Annotated in this window: 21 protein-coding genes; 4 read left to right on the top strand and 17 right to left on the bottom strand. The window is 59.8% G+C overall.

Annotated features, from left to right (window positions below; genetic code table 11):
* Positions 1-4: 4 nt before the first annotated feature.
* Together cyoB and cyoA are read right to left on the bottom strand one after the other, a co-directional pair.
* Entirely contained in the window at positions 5-2,008 is a 2,004-nt protein-coding gene (gene cyoB, locus ACQY1L_RS23310) for a cytochrome o ubiquinol oxidase subunit I (protein WP_062454404.1), read from the bottom strand.
* Between the two features lie 11 nt (positions 2,009-2,019).
* Positions 2,020-3,141, bottom strand: coding sequence for a ubiquinol oxidase subunit II (gene cyoA / locus ACQY1L_RS23305; RefSeq protein WP_244473942.1), 1,122 nt, complete (start codon positions 3,139-3,141; stop codon positions 2,020-2,022).
* Between the two features lie 304 nt (positions 3,142-3,445).
* Between cyoA and ACQY1L_RS23300 the strand changes: the two genes are divergently transcribed.
* A complete protein-coding gene (locus ACQY1L_RS23300) occupies positions 3,446-4,795 on the top strand; it encodes an MFS transporter (RefSeq protein WP_184656015.1) in 1,350 nt (449 codons plus the stop codon).
* An 84-nt stretch (positions 4,796-4,879) separates the two neighbouring features.
* On the opposite strand, the gene modC is transcribed toward ACQY1L_RS23300, so the two are convergent.
* The 5 genes from modC to ACQY1L_RS23275 all read right to left on the bottom strand — a co-directional run bounded on the left by modC (position 4,880) and on the right by ACQY1L_RS23275 (position 9,512).
* The gene (modC, locus tag ACQY1L_RS23295; RefSeq protein ID WP_430244868.1) at positions 4,880-5,950 is read right to left on the bottom strand and encodes a molybdenum ABC transporter ATP-binding protein; all 1,071 of its coding nucleotides are present in this window, start codon (positions 5,948-5,950) and stop codon (positions 4,880-4,882) included.
* Complete coding sequence (modB, locus tag ACQY1L_RS23290) at positions 5,947-6,648, bottom strand: molybdate ABC transporter permease subunit (protein ID WP_430244866.1); 702 nt, start codon at positions 6,646-6,648, stop codon at positions 5,947-5,949. Before modB ends, modC begins: the two co-directional genes overlap by 4 nt.
* Before the next feature lie 48 nt (positions 6,649-6,696).
* On the bottom strand, positions 6,697-7,482 hold the full coding sequence (gene modA, locus ACQY1L_RS23285; protein WP_430244863.1) for a molybdate ABC transporter substrate-binding protein: 786 nt from the start codon (positions 7,480-7,482) through the stop codon (positions 6,697-6,699).
* Between the two features lie 193 nt (positions 7,483-7,675).
* A complete protein-coding gene (locus ACQY1L_RS23280; protein ID WP_174197375.1) occupies positions 7,676-7,852 on the bottom strand; it encodes a hypothetical protein in 177 nt (58 codons plus the stop codon).
* Between the two features lie 67 nt (positions 7,853-7,919).
* Positions 7,920-9,512 carry an isocitrate lyase gene (locus tag ACQY1L_RS23275; RefSeq protein WP_430244861.1) on the bottom strand — a complete coding sequence of 531 codons (1,593 nt, stop codon included), beginning with the start codon at positions 9,510-9,512 and terminating at the stop codon, positions 7,920-7,922.
* 117 nt (positions 9,513-9,629) lie between these two features.
* Here ACQY1L_RS23275 and ACQY1L_RS23270 point away from each other — a divergent pair, with 117 nt between their 5' ends.
* Positions 9,630-11,030 (top strand): helix-turn-helix domain-containing protein, encoded by a 1,401-nt coding sequence (locus ACQY1L_RS23270; protein ID WP_430262066.1) that lies wholly within the window; start codon positions 9,630-9,632, stop codon positions 11,028-11,030.
* Positions 11,031-11,243: 213 nt separating this feature from the next.
* Here the strand turns inward: ACQY1L_RS23270 and ACQY1L_RS23265 are convergent, their stop codons facing one another.
* The 6 genes from ACQY1L_RS23265 to pcaD form a co-directional block, all read right to left on the bottom strand.
* Positions 11,244-12,419: an ABC transporter substrate-binding protein gene (locus ACQY1L_RS23265; protein ID WP_430244857.1), complete on the bottom strand. Its 1,176-nt coding sequence runs from the start codon at positions 12,417-12,419 to the stop codon at positions 11,244-11,246.
* Positions 12,420-12,531: 112 nt separating this feature from the next.
* Entirely contained in the window at positions 12,532-13,602 is a 1,071-nt protein-coding gene (locus ACQY1L_RS23260; protein ID WP_430244855.1) for a 3-carboxy-cis,cis-muconate cycloisomerase, read from the bottom strand.
* Between the two features lie 40 nt (positions 13,603-13,642).
* Positions 13,643-14,260: a protocatechuate 3,4-dioxygenase subunit alpha gene (pcaG, locus tag ACQY1L_RS23255; RefSeq protein WP_062454426.1), complete on the bottom strand. Its 618-nt coding sequence runs from the start codon at positions 14,258-14,260 to the stop codon at positions 13,643-13,645.
* 2 nt (positions 14,261-14,262) lie between these two features.
* Positions 14,263-15,003, bottom strand: a complete 741-nt coding sequence (gene pcaH / locus ACQY1L_RS23250; protein WP_192078741.1) for a protocatechuate 3,4-dioxygenase subunit beta — start codon at positions 15,001-15,003, stop codon at positions 14,263-14,265.
* On the bottom strand, positions 15,000-15,419 hold the full coding sequence (gene pcaC / locus ACQY1L_RS23245; protein WP_209898727.1) for a 4-carboxymuconolactone decarboxylase: 420 nt from the start codon (positions 15,417-15,419) through the stop codon (positions 15,000-15,002). The genes pcaH and pcaC overlap by 4 nt, the downstream gene beginning before the upstream one ends.
* Positions 15,420-15,424: 5 nt before the next feature.
* Positions 15,425-16,219: a 3-oxoadipate enol-lactonase gene (gene pcaD / locus ACQY1L_RS23240; protein ID WP_430244852.1), complete on the bottom strand. Its 795-nt coding sequence runs from the start codon at positions 16,217-16,219 to the stop codon at positions 15,425-15,427.
* Between the two features lie 86 nt (positions 16,220-16,305).
* On the opposite strand from pcaD, the gene pcaQ reads away from it, so the two are divergent.
* Positions 16,306-17,250 carry a pca operon transcription factor PcaQ gene (gene pcaQ / locus ACQY1L_RS23235; protein WP_430244850.1) on the top strand — a complete coding sequence of 315 codons (945 nt, stop codon included), beginning with the start codon at positions 16,306-16,308 and terminating at the stop codon, positions 17,248-17,250.
* A 54-nt stretch (positions 17,251-17,304) separates the two neighbouring features.
* Complete coding sequence (locus ACQY1L_RS23230; protein ID WP_430244848.1) at positions 17,305-18,561, top strand: glycerate kinase type-2 family protein; 1,257 nt, start codon at positions 17,305-17,307, stop codon at positions 18,559-18,561.
* Positions 18,562-18,573: 12 nt separating this feature from the next.
* On the opposite strand, the gene ACQY1L_RS23225 is transcribed toward ACQY1L_RS23230, so the two are convergent.
* The 4 genes from ACQY1L_RS23225 to ACQY1L_RS23210 all read right to left on the bottom strand — a co-directional run bounded on the left by ACQY1L_RS23225 (position 18,574) and on the right by ACQY1L_RS23210 (position 21,715).
* Entirely contained in the window at positions 18,574-19,479 is a 906-nt protein-coding gene (locus tag ACQY1L_RS23225) for a S1C family serine protease (protein ID WP_062454437.1), read from the bottom strand.
* 198 nt (positions 19,480-19,677) lie between these two features.
* Entirely contained in the window at positions 19,678-20,205 is a 528-nt protein-coding gene (locus ACQY1L_RS23220; RefSeq protein WP_062454438.1) for a DUF992 domain-containing protein, read from the bottom strand.
* Between the two features lie 192 nt (positions 20,206-20,397).
* Complete coding sequence (locus tag ACQY1L_RS23215) at positions 20,398-20,811, bottom strand: TIGR02588 family protein (RefSeq protein WP_430244846.1); 414 nt, start codon at positions 20,809-20,811, stop codon at positions 20,398-20,400.
* 10 nt (positions 20,812-20,821) lie between these two features.
* Positions 20,822-21,715, bottom strand: a complete 894-nt coding sequence (locus tag ACQY1L_RS23210; protein WP_244473913.1) for a TIGR02587 family membrane protein — start codon at positions 21,713-21,715, stop codon at positions 20,822-20,824.
* Between the last annotated feature and the right edge of the window lie 78 nt (positions 21,716-21,793).

Genomic DNA, 21,793 nt, shown 5'->3' with positions numbered 1-21,793 from the left:
GTTATCACACCTGCCTAGCGAGCAGTTCGGTCCGCTTGTTCTCTTCCGCGACAACGTCGTCCGCCGGAATGTAGTAGTCGCGGTTGTAGTTGAACGTATGGACGATCGACACAACGATGATGGCGATGAAGGACAGGGCAGCAAGCCACCACATGTACCAGATCAGGCCGAAGGCGAGTGCCACGCTGATGCCGGAGAGGATCGCGCCGGTGCCGGTGTTCTTCGGCATGTGGATCGGCTTGAAACCCTGAAGAGGACGCGCATAACCGCGGTTCTTCATGTCGTACCAGCTGTCGTGATCGTGGACCACCGGAGTGAAGGCGAAGTTGTAGTCCGGTGGCGGCGACGACGTCGACCATTCCAGAGTACGGCCGTGCCATGGGTCGCCCGTTTCGTCCCTCAGTTCATCACGCTTCCAGACGCTGACGCCGATCTGGATGATGAATGAGGCGATACCGATGGCAATCATACCTGCACCGCATGCTGCGATGATGAACCAGATCTGCAGCGACGGATCTTCGAACTGCGATACGCGGCGGGTGACGCCCATCAGGCCAAGAACGTAGAGCGGCATGAAGGCGAAGTAGAAGCCGACAAACCAGAACCAGAACGATACCTTGCCCCAGAATTGGTTCAGCTTGAAGCCGAACGCCTTCGGGAACCAGTAGTTGACGCCTGCGAGAAGGCCGAACAGCACGCCGCCGATGATGACGTTGTGGAAGTGGGCGATCAGGAACAGCGAGTTGTGGAGCACGAAGTCGGCAGGCGGAACAGCCAGCATGACGCCGGTCATACCACCGATGGCGAAGGTCACCATGAAGCCGACCGTCCAGAGCATCGGGACGTCGTAGCGAATACGACCGCGATACATCGTGAACAGCCAGTTGAACATCTTCGCGCCCGTCGGGATCGAGATGATCATCGTGGTGATGCCGAAGAAGGCGTTGACCGAAGCACCCGAACCCATCGTGAAGAAGTGGTGCAGCCACACGAGGTAGGACAGGATCATGATCACGCAGGTCGCGTAGACCATCGAGGCATAGCCGAACAGGCGCTTGCCGGAGAAGGTCGCAACGATTTCCGAGAAGATCCCGAAGACCGGAAGGATCAGGATGTAGACTTCCGGGTGACCCCAGATCCAGATCAGGTTCACGTACATCATCGGATTACCGCCGAGGTCGTTCGTGAAGAAGTTGGTGCCGACGTAACGGTCAAGCGACAGCAGCACGAGGGTTGCGGTCAGGATAGGGAACGAGGCAACGATCAGGATGTTGGTGCAGAGTGCCGTCCAGGTGAAGATCGGCATCTTCATGAAGGACATGCCGGGAGCACGCATCTTCACGATTGTCGCGATCAGGTTGATACCCGATAACGTCGTGCCGACACCGGCCACCTGCAGACCCCAGATGTAATAATCGACCCCGACGCCCGGGCTGTAATCGGCGCCCGACAGTGGCGGATAGGCCAGCCAGCCGGTACGTGCGAACTCGCCGATGAACAGCGAGATCATGATGATGATCGCACCGGCCGTCGTCATCCAGAACGAGAAGTTGTTCAGGAACGGGAACGAGACGTCACGCGCGCCGATCTGCAGCGGCACGATATAGTTCATGAAACCGGTAACGAAGGGCATCGCCACGAAGAAGATCATGATCACGCCATGGGCGGTGAAGATCTGGTCGTAGTGGTGAGAGTTGAGGTAACCCTCGTTGCCGTTGAAGGCGATGGCCTGCTGTACGCGCATCATGATGGCGTCGGCAAAGCCGCGGAACAGCATGATGATGGCCAGCACGATGTACATGATGCCGATTTTCTTGTGATCGACACTGCAAACCCAGTCGCGCCAGAATGGCCCCCAGAGCTTGAAGTAGGTCATGAGACCCACCACGCCGATGCCGCCCAGACACACGGCCGCAAACGTCACGATCAGGATCGGTTCGTGAAACGGCAGTGATTCGAAGGACAACCTTCCGAAGATAAACTTCAGGATGTCAGGATTGGAAAACATGGGACAACCCGTTAATTGTTGATCTGCGCAGGCGCCGGATCGGCGTCGCCATTGTTCGTGTCCGGCATCGAGTGGTTGCCGTGACCTTGCTCATTGTGCGGCTGTTCATCGCTCTTGGCAGGTGTGCCAGTCGCGGGGAAAGTCGCGGCGTTTGTACCTTCCGCATCTCCGATACGACGATTGTCATACTGAAGTTTCGCGCGGTTCTCGTGGCTCTCAGTGCCGGCACCACCCATCATGTCGATATGCATCATTTCGTTCATGCACATCTTGCCCGGTTCGGCACACATGTTGAGGATCGCGCTGTAGAGATCCTTGTCGGCCGCCGCAAAATAGCGGATCGGCTCGCGCTCGGACGGCTTCTCAAGCTTCAGATAGGCATCGCGGTTGAGTGCGGTACCCTGCTGCTTGACCTTTGCGATCCAGCCGTCGAAGCCTTCGGCCGTGTAGCCGTGGAACTTGAAGCGCATGTGCGAGAACCCGGCACCGCTGTAGTTTGCCGAAAGTCCCTCGAACTCGCCTTCCTTGTTGATGACGGCGTGCAGTTTGGTCTGCATCCCCGGCATCGCGTAGATCTGGCCGGCGAGCGCCGGAATGTAGAACGAGTTCATCACCGAGCTCGAGGTGATCTCGAACGTGATCGGGCGATCGACCGGTGCGGCCATTTCGTTGACCGTGGCGATGCCGTATTCCGGATAGAAGAACAGCCACTTCCAGTCGAGCGCCACGACCTGAACCGTCAGAGGCCGCGTTTCGGCGGGAACCGGACGTTCCGCATCGAGGCGGTCGAGAGGACGATACGGGTCGAGACGGTGGGTGCTGATCCAGGTGATCGCACCGAGCGCGACAATGATCGCCAGCGGCGCGGCCCAGATAACCACTTCGAGCCGTGTCGAGTGATGCCATTCCGGATCGTATTTTGCTGTGGTGTTCGCATGACGATAGTGCCAGGCGAAGTAGAGCGTGAGAAACACGACCGGCACGATGATCAGCAGCATCAGAACGGTCGAGACGATAATCAGATCTGCCTGCTGCCTGGCGATATCGCCTGATGGCGACATCACGACGAGATTGCAGCCCGAAAGGGTGGCCAAAAGCGGCAGCAAAGCGATTTGGATGAGACGTTTCAACATTGGGAACATTGGTCTGCTCGAAACTTTCGATGTGTCCAGTCGGCCTAACGGAGCAAGCAACTGATCTCCATGAGGTGTTTCGTCGCAGTGCAATAACTTTTTCGCGCTGCAATGCAAGCGGGGTGTGTGGATTGATGATGGTCGTTGCAAAAACATCAACTCCGCCTCAATGTCCATCTGTTGCCATGGGTGCCTCAGAAAACACCAAAATCCGCCCAAAATATGCTTTTTGCGCGACGTCTTGATTGACAGCTGGTACGCCCGACATTCTCATGTGGAAACAGACGTGCAGGAGAACACATTCATGAGCCAACTTGCCAATCCTACATCCACAGAGATGGAACGGGATGCCCGGCAGATCCACGACGACAAGCCGGTCGAACCGAGCAATATTGCTATCGGGGTCGTCATCGGCAGAATGTCGGAATTTTTCGACTTCTTCGTGTACGGCCTCGCCTCGGTCCTGGTTTTCCCTCGCGTGGTCTTTCCGTTTGCCGGAGACCCGGTCACCGCCACACTTTACTCGTTTGCGATCTTCTCGCTCGCGTTCATCGCGCGTCCTGTTGGCTCGGTGGTCTTCATGTGGGTCGACCGTACCTATGGACGCGGCACGAAGCTGACGATTGCCCTTCTCGTGCTCGGTGGCTCGACGGCCTCGATCGCCTTCCTGCCCGGCTATGAGACGATCGGATACTGGTCGCCGGCTCTGCTGGCGCTGTTCCGTCTCGGCCAGGGTTTTGCGCTGGGTGGAGCCTGGGACGGTCTTGCATCGCTGCTGGCACTGAATGCACCCCCGAACCGCCGCGGCCTTTACGCGATGATCCCGCAGCTCGGCGCGCCATTCGGGTTTGCGCTCGCGAGCGTCCTGTTCGGCTATTTCGTCTTCAATCTCTCCGACGCCGACTTCCTGAGCTGGGGCTGGCGCTATCCGTTCTTCGTCGCGTTTGCCATCAACGTTGTGGCCCTGTTTGCTCGTCTGCGCATTGTTGCATCGAAAGAGTTCGGCGATGCGCTCGAAGCGCACGAATTGCAGGCAAAGCCGGTTCTGGAAGTGCTGCGCGTTCACGGGGGCGACGTCGTTCTCGGCGCCTTTGCCCCGCTTGCAAGCTTCGCGATGTTCCACCTTGTAACGATCTTCCCGCTGAGCTGGGTGACACTTTTCGGTGGCCAGAGCGCCGGGAAATTCCTGTTCGTCCAGGTCATCGGTGCTTTGCTCGGACTCGTGACGGTCGTGATCTCCGGTCTTCTTGCAGACAGGATCGGTCGTCGCCGCCAGTTGATCATTGGTGCGGTGATCATCGCCATCTTCAGCTTTACGGCCCCGTTCCTGCTGAATGCGGGCGGTACCGGCCAGGATGCGTTTATCATCATCGGCTTTGCCATCCTCGGCCTTTCCTTTGGTCAGGCCTCCGGTTCGGTTTCGTCGCGCTTCAGCCAGCCTTACCGTTACACCGGTTCGGCCCTGACGTCCGACCTCGCATGGTTGGTCGGCGCAGGTTTTGCGCCACTGACCGCGCTCGGTCTCGCGAGCCAGTTCGGCATCATCTTCATCGGCGGATACCTGATTTCGGGTGCCATCTGCACGATCGTCGCCCTGATGCTCAGCCGTGCACCTGACAGGTCGGCCGACAGCCCGCAGGGCGTCACGACCTGATCGAACGGGTTTAAGCCTATAGACAGACGAAAAGGGTCAGCCAGCGCTGGCCCTTTTTATTTCGGGCACGGCGTACACGGCTAATTACCGTGCCAGGGCGACGGTCTTGATCACCGCATAGACGGGCAGTCCGGTTTGAAGTGCAAGACGCTCAACCGACAGGCCGGTGATCCGGGCAAGCACCACGTCTTCGCCACACCGGATCTTGACGCGCACCATGCCCTCCCCTTCGGCATCCATCTGGGCGATCTGCCCTTCCAGAATGTTGAGGGCGCTCAGCCCTTCGGGCTTCCTGGTGGCGAGCATCACATCTCGCTCCGGCACATGGAGCCTGACGCTCTGTCCAACCTGCGCCCGCGCGTTCGAAACGACGAGAACTTCGGACGAAAGCCGCACAGTCGCCAAGCCATGCGCCGAATCGATCGCTTCGACGGTTCCGGAAAGCACCACGCCGGCTTCGCGGCGCTCTGTGGCCAGCACTTGGCTGCCGGACAGCACGTCCGACGGTGTGCCTGATATCTCCACCCGACCGTCGCTCATCATCACGACGCGGTCCGAGAGCCTCGCCACTTCCGCGACCGAATGGCTGACATAGACGATGGGCATCGCGGTCTCATCGCGCATCCGCTCCAGATAGGGCAGGATTTCGGCCTTTCGCTCGTCGTCGAGCGCTGCGAGTGGTTCGTCCATCAGGAGCAGTCTGGGTGACGACAAAAGCGCTCGGCCGATCGCCACGCGCTGCTTTTCGCCACCGGAAAGGTTGCCCGGCCGGCGGTCGAGGAGCGGACCGATGCCGAGCAGTTCGACAACATGCGAGATATTCTCGACCTGCCCTGACTTGGGCGCGAACCATTTTCCGTAAAGAAGATTCTGACGGACGCTTAGATGCGGGAAGAGCCGTGCTTCCTGGAAGACATATCCGAAGCGACGCCTGTGCATTGGCACGAAGATGCCACGGTCGGTATCCAGCAAGACATCGCCGTCAATCTCGATCCGTCCGCGCTGCGGTTTGGAGAGGCCGGCAATGGCGCGCACCAGCGATGTCTTTCCGGATCCCGAGCGGCCGAACAGCGCCGTCACGCCGCCTGTCGAGGTGAAGGATGCGTCGAGCACGAAGCTCTTGAACGACTGCCGCACGTCCACGATCATCGTCATTCGACCGCCACCTTGCGTCCGACCAGATAGGCCATGAATTCGGACGCGAGCAGCGCCGCAAACGAGATCGCGATCGCCACGATAGTAAGACGCATGGCGCCGACATCACCGCCGGGAACCTGCGTGAACGTGTAGATCGCTGCCGACAGCGTCTGCGTTTCGCCGGGGATATTGGACACGAATGTGATCGTCGCACCGAATTCACCCATGGCCTTTGCGAATGCGAGGATCATGCCGGCGATAATGCCGGGAAGAATGAGCGGCAGGGTAACGGTGAGGAAGACCCAGAGAGGACTGGCGCCAAGCGTGCCGGCCGCCTCCTCCAGCTTCCGATCGACAGTCTCGATCGACAGCCGGATCGAGCGGACCATCAGGGGAAATCCCATCACCCCGCAGGCAAGGGCGGCACCCGTCCAGCGAAAGGAGAGGACGATGCCGAGATAATCCGCGAGGAACGAGCCCACCACGCCACGTCTGCCGAAGACGATGAGCAACAGGAACCCGGTCACAACAGGCGGCAGGATCAGCGGCAAAAGCACGATGCCGTTGAGAATCGATTTGCCCCAGAATTTTCCGCGCGCCAGGATATAGGCGACAAGAATGCCGAGCGGAAGGCTGACAAGAACTGCCACGCTTGAGACCCGAAGGCTCAGGCGCACCGCCGTCCATTCCTCCTCGCTGAGTACCAACCAGTCCAACGCCGCTTCCCTTCAGACATCAGCCCAGGGGGGCCAAGTCAAACTGGCTTACTTCAGAACCGTAAAGCCTTCCTTTTCGAAGAAAGGTGCGGCTTTGGCGGACTTCAGGTAATCGAGATAACCCGCGGCATCCGGCGATTTTGAATCCGAGAGAATCGCAATCGGGTAGATAATCGGCGCGTGGCTGTCCGCAGGGAAGGTTCCGACCACCGCGACACCCGGATCGGCAGCGGCATCGGTTGCATAGACGATGCCGTAAGGCACTTCTCCACGCGACACGAGCGCGAGGGCTGCCCTCACACTTTCGGCACCGGCGACGCTTTTTTCGACCGACGACCAGATGCCGAGTTTTTCCAGCGCCGACTTTGCGTATTTGCCCGCAGGAACCGAATTCGGCTCACCCATGGCAAGCTTGCCGCCGTTCAGAAGCCGGGCAAGGTCGAGACCCCTGATGATATCGACCGGTGCGGCATTCTCTTTGGGCGCGACCAGCACGATTTGATTTCCGAGCCAGTTGGACTTTGTGTCTTCCTTCACCAGAGCCTTGCCGGACAGATAGTTCATCCAGTCGAGATCCGCGGAGACGAACACGTCTGCCGGCGCACCGCTTTCGATCTGCTTGGCGAGCGCCGAGCTTGCCGCATAGGAGGCGGTCACCGGCTTGCCATAGGCCTTGTTGGCAGCGTCGAGCGCATTCTTCATGCTGGCTGCAGCAAACACCGTCACCTTCTCATCCGCCGCGGCCGGAGCAGCCAGCAAGGCGAGAGACAGGGAGACTGCGAGGACGGTCAGCAACCCTTGAAAAACACAGGAACGTCGTGTCTTACCATTCATCCAATCGCGCTCCGAGGCATAAGCAAGATATCCATCTCGATATATCGCACGGGGAATTTTTGCCAAGGGATATATTCGGCGAAATATCTCGCCGGGTAAGCCGATCCAGAACGCTCCTCCACAGCAATCGGCCCCAAGCACCAGCATCGAGCGCAGCACCGATAGTCTCTATCACCGGTGCTGCTTTGCGGGTTCAAACAACGCGACCGAGCCGGTGGTACAGGTTCGAGTATTTTACCGCCTCCGGCTGCTCCTTGATTTCCTGCAAATAGTGACTGATCGCGACCCGGATGAGTTCGAAGTCCTGGTTTGAGAAGACGGCTCTCGATCGTTCGGGTTGTGACGTCTTGGTCTCAGTATTTGTCGACATTTCAGCTCCTCCGTTGAAAGTGTACCTCGAAGGAGCATCGCTCCTTCGAGGCGTATGATCCTGCAGCTCAAGCTGCAAACTGGTTCATCGTATTGTGCTCTCCAGCCGCCTTCAGCGCCGCATCGCCACCAAAATATTCCTTGTGATCGTCGCCCAGATCCGAACCGGCCATATTCTGGTGCTTCACCGCTGCGATCCCCTGGCGAATTTCCTGCCGCTGAACGCCGGCGACGTAGCCAAGCATTCCCTGATCGCCGAAGTACTCCTTCGCAAGATTGTCGGTCGAAAGAGCGGCCGTGTGGTAGGTCGGCAGGGTGATCAGATGATGGAAGATGCCTGCTCGCTTTGCTGCGTCACGCTGAAATGTCCGGATGCGCTCATCAGCTTCTTTGCCGAGTTCCGTACCGTCGTAGTCGACGCTCATGAGCTTCGCACGGTCATACGCCGAAACGTCCCTGCCCTGCTCGACCCACACGTCAAAGACCTGTTGCCGGAAGTTCAGCGTCCAGTTGAAGGAAGGCGAGTTGTTATAGATGAGCTTCGCGTTCGGAACGACATCGCGAATGCGGTCGACCATCCCGGCGATCTGCTCGATGTGCGGTTTCTCGGTCTCGATCCAGAGAAGGTCCGCGCCGTTCTGAAGCGCATTGATGCAATCGAGCACGCAACGATCGGCACCCGTGCCGGGTCGGAACTGGTAGAGGTTCGAGCGGAGGCGCTTCGGACGCAGAACCTTGTCGCCACGGGTCAGCAGGACGTCACCGTTCAATCGCTGGCCCGCGCCGACCTCCTCGCAATCCAGAAACGAATTGTACTGGTCGCCGATATCGCCTTCGGAGACCGAAAAGGCGATCTGTTTGGTCAGCCCGGCGCCCAAAGAATCCGTGCGAGCCACGATGACGCCGTCGTCCACTCCCATCTCGAGAAAGGCGTAGCGCAACGCACGGATCTTCGCGACAAAGTCTTCATGAGGGACGGTAACTTTACCATCCTGATGGCCACACTGCTTCTCGTCGGAGACCTGGTTTTCGATCTGAAGAGCGCAGGCCCCTGCCTCGATCATTTTCTTGGCGAGCAGGTAGGTCGCTTCGGCATTGCCGAACCCGGCGTCAATATCGGCTATGACCGGGACGACGTGCGTTTGGAAATCATCGATCGCGGAGGTGAGCTGCCGTTCCTTGACAGCATCGCCTGCCTCCCGGGCTTTGTCGATTTGCCGGAATATGTCGCCCAGTTCACGAGCATCGGCTTGCCGCAGGAACGTGTAAAGCTCGTTGATCAATGCCGGTACGGTCGTCTTCTCGTGCATCGACTGGTCTGGCAGCGGCCCGAACTCCGAGCGTAACGCGGCGACCATCCAGCCGGAGAGGTAAAGGTAGCGCCGCTCCGTGCTTTTAAAATGCTTTTTGATCGATATGATCTTCTGCTGACCGATGAACCCATGCCAGCACCCGAGCGACTGCGTGTACTTGGACGGGTCGTTATCATACGCGTCCATGTCTCGCCGCATGACCTTGGCGGTGTATTTGGCGATGTCGAGGCCGGTCTTGAACCGGTTCTGAAGCCTGATCCTCGCAACGGCCTCGGGTGTCATTCCAGTCCAGCATTCATTCGCACCTATCAGGTGCTCGGCTTCTTCGAGTAGCTTTTGATACGACATGAGACCCTCCAATGTTTCTGTCCATGGGAGCATAACAGCCGGTAAGGCCATGGCGAGCCACGCTGAAGTCAAGCTGTCAAACTTTACAGAAGTTCTTCGTAATGCTGTAATGCTTGTATGGATAACCGTGTTTACCTTGGGCCGCGCTTGCGAAGACTTCGCCGGGACTTGGGCCTGAAGCAGGTAGAGATGGCGAGTGACCTCGACATCTCGCCATCCTATGTCGCGCTGATGGAACGCAATCAGCGCCCGGTGACAGCTGAAATACTGCTGCGCCTCGCCAAGGCGTATAAGATCGATTTTAGCGAATTTACCGCTGACTCAGGCCAGGATCTTGTCGCGCAGTTACGGCTTGCAGCACGAGACGCGATCTTCACTGACATCGATTTGAATGCGGTCGATATCGCGGATATCGCGCACAGCTTTCCCGGGTTTGCTGAAGCGCTGCTGCGACTTTACACGGCATACAAAGAGGAGCAGTTCGCTTTAGCCGACCGGCGCCAACACACGACAAACGACGGACGCCCGTTTGAAGGGGATTCCATCGCCGCCGTCAGAAGCTTTCTAGCCGCCCGAAAGAACTTCTTCCCGGTTTTGGACACGCTGTCGGAAAAGCTGGCGGGCCGGATAAGTCAAGGCGGCGGTTTGCCAGCCTTCCTCCAGAACGAGCACGGGTTTAAAGTCCGAAGGCTTCCCACAGAGGTGATGTCAGGATCCCTCCGGCGACTTGACTGGCATCGCAAGGAACTGCTGCTCAACGAAGCTCTGGATCATTCAAGCCAGAATTTTCAGATGGCGCAGCAGCTCGCCTACCTTGAGTTTGAGAACGAGATTGCAAGCACCGTTGCCGAAGGCAATTTCGAATCGCAGAATTCGGAGCGGCTTGCTCATCGAGCCATCGCTGCCTATTGCGCGGGGGCAATCCTCATGCCGTATGCTGCCTTTGCCAAAGCTGTGGAGGCTCGCCGATACGATATAGACTCATTAGCCCGTTTCTTCGGGACGAGCTTCGAGCAGACTGCACACCGGCTCACGACGCTCCAGAAGCCCGGACACGAGAGAGTTCCCTTCTTCTTCATAAAGGTCGACGTTGCCGGAAACGTCTCCAAGAGACTGAACAGCGGCGCCTTTCCCTTTGCACGACACGGCGGCGGCTGTCCGTTGTGGACGGTCCATCAGGTGTTTACCTCTCCAAGGCGGGTCGTGACACAATGGATGGAGCTGCCTGATGGCCAAAGGTTCTTCTCGATAGCTCGAACCGTGCACTCGGGCGGTGGCAGCCACGGCCTTCCGAGCGTCGACCGCGCGATCGCGATCGTCTGTGAGGCTCGATATGCAGACCGGCTTGTCTACGCCTCCGAGCATCCTCAGACACATAAGCCGACGCCTATCGGCATTGCGTGCCAGCTCTGTCAGCGCACAGAATGCACTTCGCGTGCCGAACCGCCGATTGGACGGCAGGTACTTCCGGACAACTATCGGAGGACGGAGGCTCCGTTTGGGTTCTCCGACGCGTAGCCCGACTGAGGACGCCTACGATCCGATCGACATGAGTAAAAAGGGTAATGGCGCTTTGCAAACTAACGGATGCTGTGAACGTGTCGGCGAGCCGGGCATCCTAACTCGAAGGCTTTCCAACCCTGCTGAACACGGGCTCAGCAGGGCCTTTTTGACAATTGGGTTGGTCCTACAAACCCATTGACAGGCCGGAGCAGCTCTCAGCCGGAACGCCTACTTCTTGGTGAAGGCCAGACCCGGATCGCCCTGTTTCTCGAAGGTCTGGATTTCCTTGTTGAAGTATTTGCCGTCTGCGCCTTTCTCGACGCTGCGCAGATAGATGTTCTGGGTGATGTGCCGGCTGGCAGGATCGATCGTCACAGGGCCGCGCGGACTGGTCCATGACAGGCCCTTGACGGCCTCGACGGCCTTGGCCGCATCCTGCTTGCCGCCGGTCGCCTCTATCATTTTTGCGATGACATGCATGCCATCGAACGCCCCGACAGCCGGGAAGGAGAGTTCGGCAGGGTTGCCGATCGCCTTTTGCGCTGCTTCGACGAAAGCCTTGTTTTCGGCCGAGTCATGCGAGACCGCGTAGTGGAAACTGGTGGTGAGGCCAAGGCCGGCTTCGCCCAGAGCCGGCAGATCGGATTCCTGCGTCAGATCGCCCGTTGCGAAGAACTTGATCCCCGCAGCCTTGAGACCGGTGTCGTTATAGGCCTTCACGAAGGCAAGCGTCGGTGGGCCGGATGGCAGGAAGGTGAACAGCGCCTGCGCGCCGGAATCCTTGATCCGCTGCATCAGGGGTGCGAAATCCGTTGTCGAAAGCGGCATCCGGATGGATTCGACAACCTGCCCGCCCTCTTTCTCGAACGCTGTTTTGAAAGCCGTCTCGGCATCGGCGCCTGGGCCGTAATCGCTGACCAGCGTGATCGTCTTGGTGACGCCGCCATCCTTGGCGACCTTGGCGAGCGGCGTGGCCGTCTGCCAGGTGGTAAACGAGGTGCGGACCACATAAGGGCTCGCGTTCACGATTGCGGACGTGGCGGCGTTCATGACAACCATCGGCACATTCCCTTGCTGCAGCATGGGGGCCGCCGCCATCGCGTCTGGCGTGAAATAATATCCGGCGAGATACTGGACCTTCTCGCGAACGATCAGCTCCTGCGACATCGCTTTGGACTTGGCGGGATCGGCGGTCGGCACGTCGCGATAGACCACCTCGATCTCGTTATCGCCAACCTTCTTGCCGTTCAGGGCAAAGAAGGCATCGATACCGGCTTTGAAGTTTTTTCCCTGCAGCGCGAAAGGGCCCGAGAAGGGACCGACGACGCCGACCTTGATGGTCTCGGCATAGCTGGCTCCCGACATCAAGGTCAGTGCGAAAACAGTTGAAATCAGCGTCTTCATTAGGCTCTCCCGTGCCATGTGTCGCATCGCCTCCCGATGTAACGTTGCGAGAAGATTGCATGCGGTGCTGCAATGTAAAACCGAAATCGGCGTGTCAGCCGATTGCTATTCGTCAAATATCGCGCGGGGCATCGCGGCCGAGCGCGGTGATGTTGAAAGCGAGCTCGCCGGCCAGCCGCAGGCCCGCACCCGCCGCCATTACGATATGCGGCAGGACCAGCCATTCCAGCGTCCAGGCAGCGCCCGAGCGTTCCTGCTCGTGGACCATGGCGAGTTGCATGCCGGAAAGCTGAACCGCTGTGTAGCGCGAAAGAGCGACAAGCGCTTCGGCCGCCACCGGGTTCTGCTTGTGCGCCATGGCCGATGAGGCACCACCGCCCGACAAGGTTATCTCGCCCCCCATTTGCGCGAGAAGGGCGATATCCTGTCCGAATTTTCCGAGACTTCCGGAAATGGTGGCAAGGATGCCGGCGAACTCGGCAAGCCTGCCCCGCTGGCTCTGCCATTGCGGAGCATCGGCAAGACCAAGCTCGGCGGCCATGATGGCGCGGACTTGAGCCGCGTGGTCCCCCAATTTCTCCAGCGTGCCGACGGCACCGCCAAACTGCAGCGCAAAGCCATCCTCGGCAAAGGCGGCAAGTAAATGTTTCTGGCGGATAAGCGGATGGCGCCAGGCATCCACGCGGTCCGATACCTTGATCGGCAAAGCCGCCTGCATGCGCGTATGCCCCATCATCGCGCGGGAACCGTGCGCCCGGTCAACTTCACCGAACCGCTCGGCCAGATCCTGCAGTCGCCCCGACAGAAGCGCGGCGACCGATTTCAGGCGCAGCATAAGTGCGGTATCGATCACGTCCTGGCTGGTCGCGCCGAAATGGATATGCGGGGCCGCCTCAACCCCGATCGCACCGCGCAGCTGTCGGACCAACTCCGGCACGACGACACCGTCGCGGCCTGTCGCCTGCTTCAACTTGGCTATATCGGGCGAAAACGACGCGCATGCCGCAGCGATCGCCTGTGCGGATGCATCCGGTATCAGACCGCTTTTTGCCTGCGCGGTGGCGAGAGCCGCTTCGAACGCCAGCATCGCCGTGATCTCGGCCTCTGGAGACAGAAGCCGAGACACTTCCTCATCGCCGAGCAGACCAGACAGGAAGGGATGTTCGAATGCGGAAACGGTCATGCCGGAATTGTCACCTTGCTGGTCTCTCTCAGAGTGTCCGTCAGATATCGAAGAATATCGTTTCCTTGTCACCCTGGAGATGGATATCGAAGCGAACCGTATCGCCGTCCCGCTGACCTATGAGGGTCGGCACCCGCACGCGATGCTCGATGCGGGCAAGGACCGGATCCTCCGCATTGGCGGTTTCCTCGTCGGAGAAATACATCCGCGTCTGCAGGCCAAGATTGATGCCACGCGCCACGATCCAGAACGTGACATGCGGCGCCATCAGCCGGCCGTCCCGGAACGGCACGCGCCCGGGCTTGATCGTTTCGAAAGCGAACTCGCCGGTTGCCATATCGCCGGGACAACGGCCCCACCCCAAGAAATTGGGATCGGCCGCACCGCGCGTTTCCGACGGGCTGTTGTAGATCCCGTCCGCGTCGGCCTGCCAGATCTCGATCAGCGCATCCTTCAGCGGTGCGCCGGCACCGTCATAGACAAAACCCCTGATGGTGATCCGTTCGCCCTTGGTCTTGTCGCTGGCCATCGGCCCGGACCCAAGATCCTGGTCGTAGATGCCTTCAAGGCCTGCGAAATTCGGCGTGCAACCGATATGCACGTAGGGTCCGGCCGTCTGGGATGGCGTTTCCTTGAGGTAGTTCAGCGGCTGCGCCATGATCAATTGCCTTCCAGACGATTTTCGAAAAGGGTCGAGCGGCGCCCGCGCAGGATGATATCAAACTTGTAGGCCCGCAGATCGTGCGGGATCGAGGCATTCATGTCGAGCGGTGCGATCAGGCTTTCGATCGCGTGCCTGTCCGGGATCGTCTTGACGATCGGGCAGAGCCAGATCATCGGATCACCCTCGAAATACATCTGCGTGATCAGGCGCTGGGCAAAACCGTTCCCGAATACCGAGAAATGGATATGCGCCGGACGCCAGTCGTTGACTCCGTTCGGCCAGGGATAGGGACCGGGCTTTATCGTGCGGAAACAGTAATAGCCCTCTACATCCGCAATCGCCCGGCCGAAACCGCCGAAATTGGGATCGAGCGGTGCAAGATAGCTTTCCTTCTTGTGGCGATAGCGTCCACCGGCATTGGCCTGCCAGAATTCGACGAGAGCCCCCGCAACGCCCCTACCCCGTTCATCGAGCACACGGCCATAGACCATGATGCGCTCGCCGATCGCGGATTCACCGGGCTTGGCGTAGTTGACGATCAGGTCGTTATCGAATTCGCCGAGAATGTTATGGCCGAACACCGGCCCGGTGATTTCGCTGCGCGTGCCTTCGAGCGAGATCAACGCCCGCTGCGGCGAGCGCAACACCGAGGTCTTGTAGCCTGGTGTGTATGCCGGAGGGTGCCGGTCCCTGTCGCGTGCGAAAAAGGGTGTCGTTTCTGGTGGTGCGTTGCTCATTTCTGCTCCTCCGCAGCAGGCTTTGCCGCATCGATTTCGGCATAGGTGGCCTTGGCGATCTTGAAAGCATGGTTGGCGGCGGGCACGCCTGCGTAGATCGCCACATGCATCAGCGCCTCGCAGATATCCTCGCGCGTCGCTCCCGTATTGGCCGTGGCGCGGATATGCATCGCCACCTCTTCATCATGGCCGAGTGCGGCCAGAAGCGCGATCGTCACCATCGACCGTTCGCGCTTCGACCATTGCTCGCGAGACCAGACGGAGCCCCAGGCGCCTTCGGTGATCAACTGCTGGAACGGCTGGTCGAACGGCGTCTCGTTGGCAAGAGCGCGGTCCACATGCGCCTCGCCGAGAACCGAGCGGCGCGTCGCCAGTCCCTGCTTGTAGCGTTCCGACGGGATGGAAGCTTCTGCCATGTCGTTCAGGACTCCAGTTCTTCGAGAAAGCCGCGGACCAAGGCCGCGTAGGCGCCAGGCGCTTCGATACAGGGTATATGCGCCGTGCCTTCGATGACTTCATAGCGTGCACCGGGAATGAGATCCGCAAGCGACTGCACCAGTTCGGGCGGGGTCGATCCATCTTGATCGCCTGCGATGCAAAGCGTCGGCACCGCGATCCGGGCTGCCTGCTCCGTGTAATCCGCCTTGCTGATCGCAGCACATGTGCCGCTGTAGCCGAGGGCGGGTTGGCGCACCAGCATGTTGCAATAGGCCTTGTAGGCGGCATTTCCGGGCTCGCGGAATGCTGCGGTGAACCATCGCTGCATGACAGGTTCGAGAATGCTGCCGATCCCGTTTTGCTCGACGGCGCCGATACGGTCAGCCCACATCTGCGGTGTCCCGATCTTGTGCGCCGTGTTGGAAAGGATCAGCGCGCGAACGAGATCCGGCCGCGACACGTAGAGGCTCTGGGCAATCAATCCACCCACGGAAAGGCCGCAGACGATGACATCGGACAGGCCGAGATGATCGAGCAGCGCTGCAAGCTCTCCGGAGAGGTCCTCGATGGAATAGGGAGGGCTTCCAAGATCCGACAACCCGTGACCACGCTTGTCGTAGGTCAACACGGTGTAGTCGCCTGCCAGCTTGGGGACAACGTGATGCCAGATACGGCTATCCGTACCGAGCGAATTCACGAGCACCACGACCGGCCGGTTATCTCCCGCCCAGTCGATATCGTAGTGAACCGCGACGCCGTCGAAATCGACAAACTGCATGAACCAAATCCTCCTGGGCACAGTGTTCGCACTGGCTTGCGGTTAAGTAAAATGATAATTTTTGGCCATTGCTTAACCCATGGGTTATGAATTTGGACAATCTCAAGATCAAGTTCCGCCACCTGCAGACCTTTGTCGAGGTCGCCCGGCAGAAGAGTGTAGTGCAGGCCTCCAAGGTGCTGAATGTCAGCCAGCCGGCGGTGACGAAGACCATTCGCGAAATGGAGGAGGCGCTTGGTGTGACGGTGTTCGAGCGCGAAGGCCGCGGTCTGCGCTTGACGCGATCAGGGGAAGTGTTTCTGCGCCACGCCGGGACCACGCTCGCCTCTTTGAAGAGGGGCATGGATGCCGTTTCCACCACACGCTTTGGTGACTCGATGCCGCTGCGGATCGGCGCACTTCCGACGGTCGCCAGCAACATCATGCCGCGGGCAATGACGCTTTTTCTTGCCGAGAATGCAGGCGGCCAAGTCAAGATCGTGACGGGCGAGAATGCCGTCCTGATGGAACAGCTACGCCTCGGCGATCTCGATCTGGTGGTGGGACGGCTTGCGGCGCCCGAGAAAATGGCGGGGTTGAGCTTCGAGCATCTCTATTCGGAACAGGTCGTGTTTGCGGTCCGCACCGGGCATCGACTGCTCGATGCAAAACAGTCGCTGTTTGAAACGCTTGGCAATTTCCCGATCCTGATGCCGACGCGCGGATCGATCATTCGGCCGGTCGTCGAGCAGTTTCTGATCACCCACGGCATTACCGATCTCCCGGTCCAGATCGAGACGGTTTCCGATACGTTCGGTCGCGCCTTCGTCCAGACCAGCGACGCTATCTGGATCATCTCCTACGGCGTTGTGGCGGCCGATATCGCCCACGGCCTGCTGGCAACGCTGCCCATCGACACGGCGGAGACGAAGGGTCCGGTGGGGCTGACCCTCAAGGCCGAGGCCGGTGTCCCCGCGCCACTCGATATTCTAATGCAGACGATCCGCCAGGCGGCGCGTGACATTGCAGGGGCGGCGGGCAAACGCGATTGACGACCGCAGGTCACCGTGATCGAACGGACGAATGAAGGCATGAGGGAGCGGAGAATGCAGGATCGGGAATTGTTGGAGGCGATGTTCCGCGCAGCGGTAAAGGCAGCCGATCCTCTAACCGGCATCAGCCGGCACCTGCCAGCGAAGCCGCAAGACGGCCGTACCGTCGTTGTCGGTGCCGGCAAGGGCGCGGCCCAGATGGCCGCTGCGCTGGAAACGATATGGCCCGGCGAGCTCTCAGGCGTCGTCGTCACCCGTTACGGCTACGGTTGCGAAACACGGTTTATCGAGGTTCTGGAAGCGTCTCACCCTGTGCCTGATGCGGCCGGTCTCGCCGCTGCGGTGAAGATCATGGAAACGGTCTCTGATCTGACGGAACGGGATCTGGTGATTGCACTGGTCTGCGGCGGCGGTTCTGCCCTTCTGCCGGCGCCACCGGAGGGACTGACGCTCGATGACGAGATCGCGCTCAACGAGACCCTGCTGGCATCGGGCGCGCCGATTTCAGCGATGAACGTTGTCCGCAAGCATCTGTCGACGATCAAGGGTGGCCGTCTTGCGGCAGCAACCCAGGCCAGGGTCGTCAGCCTGATCGTCTCCGACATCCCCGGCGACAATCCGGCCTTTGTCGCGTCCGGCCCGACAATCCCCGACGAAAGCACGCGGCACGATGCCTTGGCCATCGTCGAAAACTACGGACTCAATCTCACGCGGGCCATGATGGCGCATCTGACGTCGCCCGCGGCCGATGCTCCGGATCCTTCAGACCCGGTTTTCGCCCGGAACGAGCATCACGTCATCGCCTCGGCCGGCGTTTCGCTGCAGGCCGCCGCCGAGATAGCGCTGGCACACGGCCTGACGCCGCATATCCTGTCGGATTCCATCGAAGGTGAAGCGCGCGATGTGGCGCTCGTTCATGCAGCGATTGCGCGGGAAATTGCAAAGCACGACCGGCCGTTCGCCAAGCCTGCCGTGCTTCTCTCAGGTGGCGAAACGACTGTGACGCTGCGCTCCGACGGCGGACGTGGCGGACGCAACGGCGAATTCGCACTGGCCCTTGCGCTAGCTATCGACGGCCTCGAGATCACTGCGCTGACAGCCGATACGGATGGGATCGACGGCTCCGAAAACAACGCCGGCTCCTTTTGCGACGGCAGCACGACAAGGCGACTGATCGCGGCCGGACAGGAAGGACGCGCGCTTCTGTCACGCAACGACAGCTATACCGGCTTCGAAGCGACCGGTGACCTGTTCGTCACCGGCCCGACGGGCACGAATGTCAACGATTTCAGGGCAATCCTGATCCGGTAATCCGGCTGGCGTTCACTGCAGTTGCGGTTTCAGAAGGAAGTCGTTGCGGTCCGCCGATTTCACGCGAAGCCAGGCTTCGCGGCCGTCACGGAGAACACGCATGGGAATTTCGGCACCAGGCGGACCGCTTTCCCAAACCTTGCGGTAGAAGTCAGCCAACCCGTCGACCTCACCATCGCGGATTTCCGAGATGACGTCGCCACGCTTGAGCCCTGCCTTTGCGGCCGGGCCATTTTCGGTGACGCTCATGACAACGACGTCGCCATTCGTTTCTGCCGAGAACGCGCCGAGCCAAGGGCGCGGCTGGCGCTTGAATTCGCCGCTGTTGAGCAGGTCATCCAAGATTGGAGCCAGTAGGTTGATCGGGACCACCATATTGATATCGGCGATCTCTCCGCCCTTGCTCATCTGCAGTCGTAGGGAGCCGACACCGATCAACCGGCCTTCGGCATCGACCATCGCGGCGCCTCCCCAGGAGGGATGCGCTGGCGTGATGAATATCGCCTCGTCGAGCAGGTACTCCCAGTATCCGGCGAACTCCTGCTTGGCGACGATATTGCCGCGCACATACTGGCCCTCCCCGTCCGCAAAAACGATCGGATCTCCGACAGCAGCATTGTCGGAATCGCCGATCTCGAGCGCCGGCAGTTCCAAGGGCGCCAAGGCCTGGACGAGACCGAAGCCGCTTTCCTGATCGTAGGCGAGTGCATGGCCCGGGACCTTGCGGCCATCACGGCTCGTGATCCACACGTCATCGGCCTCGGTAATCAGATAGCCGATCGTCAGGATAAGACCGTTTTCCCGGATGACCACACCGCTGCCTTCGCGCCGGACGCCGAGAGCATCGGCCGTGAACGCGTTATCGGGAATGGAGGCGCGTACCGCGACGACGGACGCCAAGATTTTCTCTATATCCATGATGCCGATCCTTATCTTGTCGCGGTAGGGGCGCGGCCGCCTAGCCGAATTGATTGATCGCAAACTGCACGCTGTTTCCAAGCGACAGGGTCAAAATATGATTTTGCGCGGACCGGTTCAAGAGGTTGCTACCAGACATGGAAAGGCCGCCGGAGTTACCCGGCGGCCTTCCAAATGACTTGACGTCTGGCCGATAGATCAGTTGGCTGGGGTCAGCGTAACCGAAGTACCTGTCGCAGCAACGTTCAGGCCGAGCTGACCGGTGATGCTGACGGTCTGGAGATGGATCGAACCGGATGTGCCGCCGACGAGAATGTTGGCGCCGATGCCGGCACCGACAGTCGCTTCAGCCGTTGCGCCCTGGTAGAGGCCGCCGAGCGAACCGTGGTGATAGCCAGCGGTCGGTGCGAAGACTGCCCAGATCAAGCGGCTGCGCGTGGTGAAGCCGAGATCGACACCCATCTTGCGAATGACGCCGGTGTACTGATCGATCGGCTCGCTGCCCATCGTGGACGAGAAGGTGCATTCGGCTTCCTTGGCGGAACCGATGACGTAACCGACGCCACCGCCGACCTGGCAATCGAGATAGCCGATACGGACGCCGCCGCGCTGGTCAGCTTCCTGGTATGGTGCATCCCTGCGCGAAATCACGTCAGCAGAAAAGGCGGTCGTTGCGGTGAGAACGATCGGCAGGGCGGCAACAGCCGCGGCGAAAGTCTTATTCATCCCTGTACTCCATTTAATTCTTCTTTTACCGCGACCTCACCTCTTGGTCGGTCGCAGGCAGCGAACATAAACGCACATGACTCCGAATCGATCCCGTCATCGCTACACGAAATGTCACGCCGGATTCCAGAACGTGAGTGGATTGCATTGGCGGCGCCCGTCGAAAAGCCATGATCGGCTGGCGGCGCCCGTTCAGGGATCGGTGAAGCTGATCGTCCGCAACCGGATCTGGTCCTGACGCGGCTCACGGGCGAAAAGGATGGCTCCCGAGGCTTTCGATTGCGCGGGAACGTAATCGAAGGTGACATCCGCCTGTTCGACGGCCGCATCACCATCCATGACCTCGCCGCGCACGACGACCGCTGCCGCCGTTCGGTTAGCGCTGTTGGAAACAACGAACCGGATGCGGTAGCCGCCCTCGACGGGCATGCGCTCGGTGATCTCGATACGGAACGCGGGCGGGACTTTCTCCTCACTTACGGCGCGCCAGCCAACCCAGCCTAGGACGCCCGCAACAATCAGCGTCGAAACGATCGCAGTGACCCACTCGATCCAGTGTGCCTCACCCTTTTCGGTGACCTTGCCGATATCGCTCGTGTCTTTCATCAGGGCCTCGCTAAAGGATCAGTCGGGCCGCGGCAGCGCCGATCGCCCCCGGGAATGAGAGGACGATGACCGAGATCAGCACCGGCGTTGCGGCCATGCCATCCAGCCGGCCGAAGATCCACAACACATAGAGACTGACCAGCATCGCGACCATATAACCGGGAAGCGTGTAGCGGAAGAAGATAGGCCAGCGTGAGCTGTCTTCCGGCATTCTGTGCCCGCCGCGAAAAGACACCGCGTAGACGAAACAGTGCATGATGGCGATCGACACCAGGATTGTTACCACCCCGTGCCAGTTCATCATCTTGTAGGAAATCAGGACGACTTCTTCCGTCGGCGCGACATTGAGGTTGAGAAACAGTGCACCGATCGCCATCAGAAACAGCTCGCGCACGTAGTTCGTCGAAAGACTGTCGGGAACGGCATCTGATGACTGGGACGTCTCGTCGTCCTCGTCGTCAGCGTTATCCTCTCCACCCAGCTGGGAGCGCCCGAGCATGGCGCCGATGCTTGCCGGAACCGCCTGGATGGCGATCTTGCCGATGATCGTTGCCATGGGCATATCGGCCTTCAGCACGCCGAGCATCACAAGTGCCGCACCACTCATGACGATCCCGAGCGCGAAGGCCGTCAACGCGTCGCGCACGGCCTGCCAGAAGGTAGAGGTCCGCTCAAACCCGATGAGATGCGCAAGCACGATCAGGAGCGGGATGTTGACGAGGAGCAGGATCAGGAGCCGGGATTGCTCGATATAGAAACCCAGTTCCCACAGCTCCATCGTCATCAGCATGGGAATGCCGAACAGCATCGCGCCCGCGGCACCCCGGCCAAGGCCCACGAGAAAGCGCCGCAATTCGCCATCGGCTTGCGTCTTGCTGTTTTCGATACTGGCAGTTCCGCCCAAACCGGTCGCTTTCGCTTACACGCCTGAATGGCATAGATAGGAACATGGCCCCGATTGGCTAGCTATCCCTCTGCCGAT

Source organism: Neorhizobium sp. DAR64862/K0K3, from assembly GCF_050500185.1.
GTDB classification, from domain to species: domain Bacteria; phylum Pseudomonadota; class Alphaproteobacteria; order Rhizobiales; family Rhizobiaceae; genus Neorhizobium; species Neorhizobium soli.
Note: the sequence above shows the minus strand (reverse complement) of the source record. Positions and strands in the feature narration are given on the sequence as shown.

Excerpts from the sequence above, each read along its gene's own strand:
- ACQY1L_RS23220 (WP_062454438.1), bottom strand. The coding sequence starts at position 20,205 with ATGAATAAGACTTTCGCCGCGGCTGTTGCCGCCCTGCCGATCGTTCTC.
- ACQY1L_RS23225 (WP_062454437.1), bottom strand. The coding sequence starts at position 19,479 with ATGGATATAGAGAAAATCTTGGCGTCCGTCGTCGCGGTACGCGCCTCC.
- ACQY1L_RS23265 (WP_430244857.1), bottom strand. The coding sequence starts at position 12,419 with ATGAAGACGCTGATTTCAACTGTTTTCGCACTGACCTTGATGTCGGGA.
- ACQY1L_RS23300 (WP_184656015.1), top strand. The coding sequence starts at position 3,446 with ATGAGCCAACTTGCCAATCCTACATCCACAGAGATGGAACGGGATGCC.
- modA (WP_430244863.1), bottom strand. The coding sequence starts at position 7,482 with ATGAATGGTAAGACACGACGTTCCTGTGTTTTTCAAGGGTTGCTGACC.
- pcaG (WP_062454426.1), bottom strand. The coding sequence starts at position 14,260 with ATGGCGCAGCCGCTGAACTACCTCAAGGAAACGCCATCCCAGACGGCC.
- pcaD (WP_430244852.1), bottom strand. The coding sequence starts at position 16,219 with ATGCAGTTTGTCGATTTCGACGGCGTCGCGGTTCACTACGATATCGAC.
- cyoA (WP_244473942.1), bottom strand. The coding sequence starts at position 3,141 with ATGTTGAAACGTCTCATCCAAATCGCTTTGCTGCCGCTTTTGGCCACC.
- ACQY1L_RS23280 (WP_174197375.1), bottom strand. The coding sequence starts at position 7,852 with ATGTCGACAAATACTGAGACCAAGACGTCACAACCCGAACGATCGAGA.
- ACQY1L_RS23230 (WP_430244848.1), top strand. The coding sequence starts at position 17,305 with ATGCAGGATCGGGAATTGTTGGAGGCGATGTTCCGCGCAGCGGTAAAG.
- pcaQ (WP_430244850.1), top strand. The coding sequence starts at position 16,306 with ATGAATTTGGACAATCTCAAGATCAAGTTCCGCCACCTGCAGACCTTT.
- ACQY1L_RS23260 (WP_430244855.1), bottom strand. The coding sequence starts at position 13,602 with ATGACCGTTTCCGCATTCGAACATCCCTTCCTGTCTGGTCTGCTCGGC.
- ACQY1L_RS23270 (WP_430262066.1), top strand. The coding sequence starts at position 9,630 with ATGGATAACCGTGTTTACCTTGGGCCGCGCTTGCGAAGACTTCGCCGG.
- ACQY1L_RS23215 (WP_430244846.1), bottom strand. The coding sequence starts at position 20,811 with ATGAAAGACACGAGCGATATCGGCAAGGTCACCGAAAAGGGTGAGGCA.
- ACQY1L_RS23275 (WP_430244861.1), bottom strand. The coding sequence starts at position 9,512 with ATGTCGTATCAAAAGCTACTCGAAGAAGCCGAGCACCTGATAGGTGCG.
- modC (WP_430244868.1), bottom strand. The coding sequence starts at position 5,950 with ATGACGATGATCGTGGACGTGCGGCAGTCGTTCAAGAGCTTCGTGCTC.
- pcaH (WP_192078741.1), bottom strand. The coding sequence starts at position 15,003 with ATGAGCAACGCACCACCAGAAACGACACCCTTTTTCGCACGCGACAGG.
- cyoB (WP_062454404.1), bottom strand. The coding sequence starts at position 2,008 with ATGTTTTCCAATCCTGACATCCTGAAGTTTATCTTCGGAAGGTTGTCC.
- pcaC (WP_209898727.1), bottom strand. The coding sequence starts at position 15,419 with ATGGCAGAAGCTTCCATCCCGTCGGAACGCTACAAGCAGGGACTGGCG.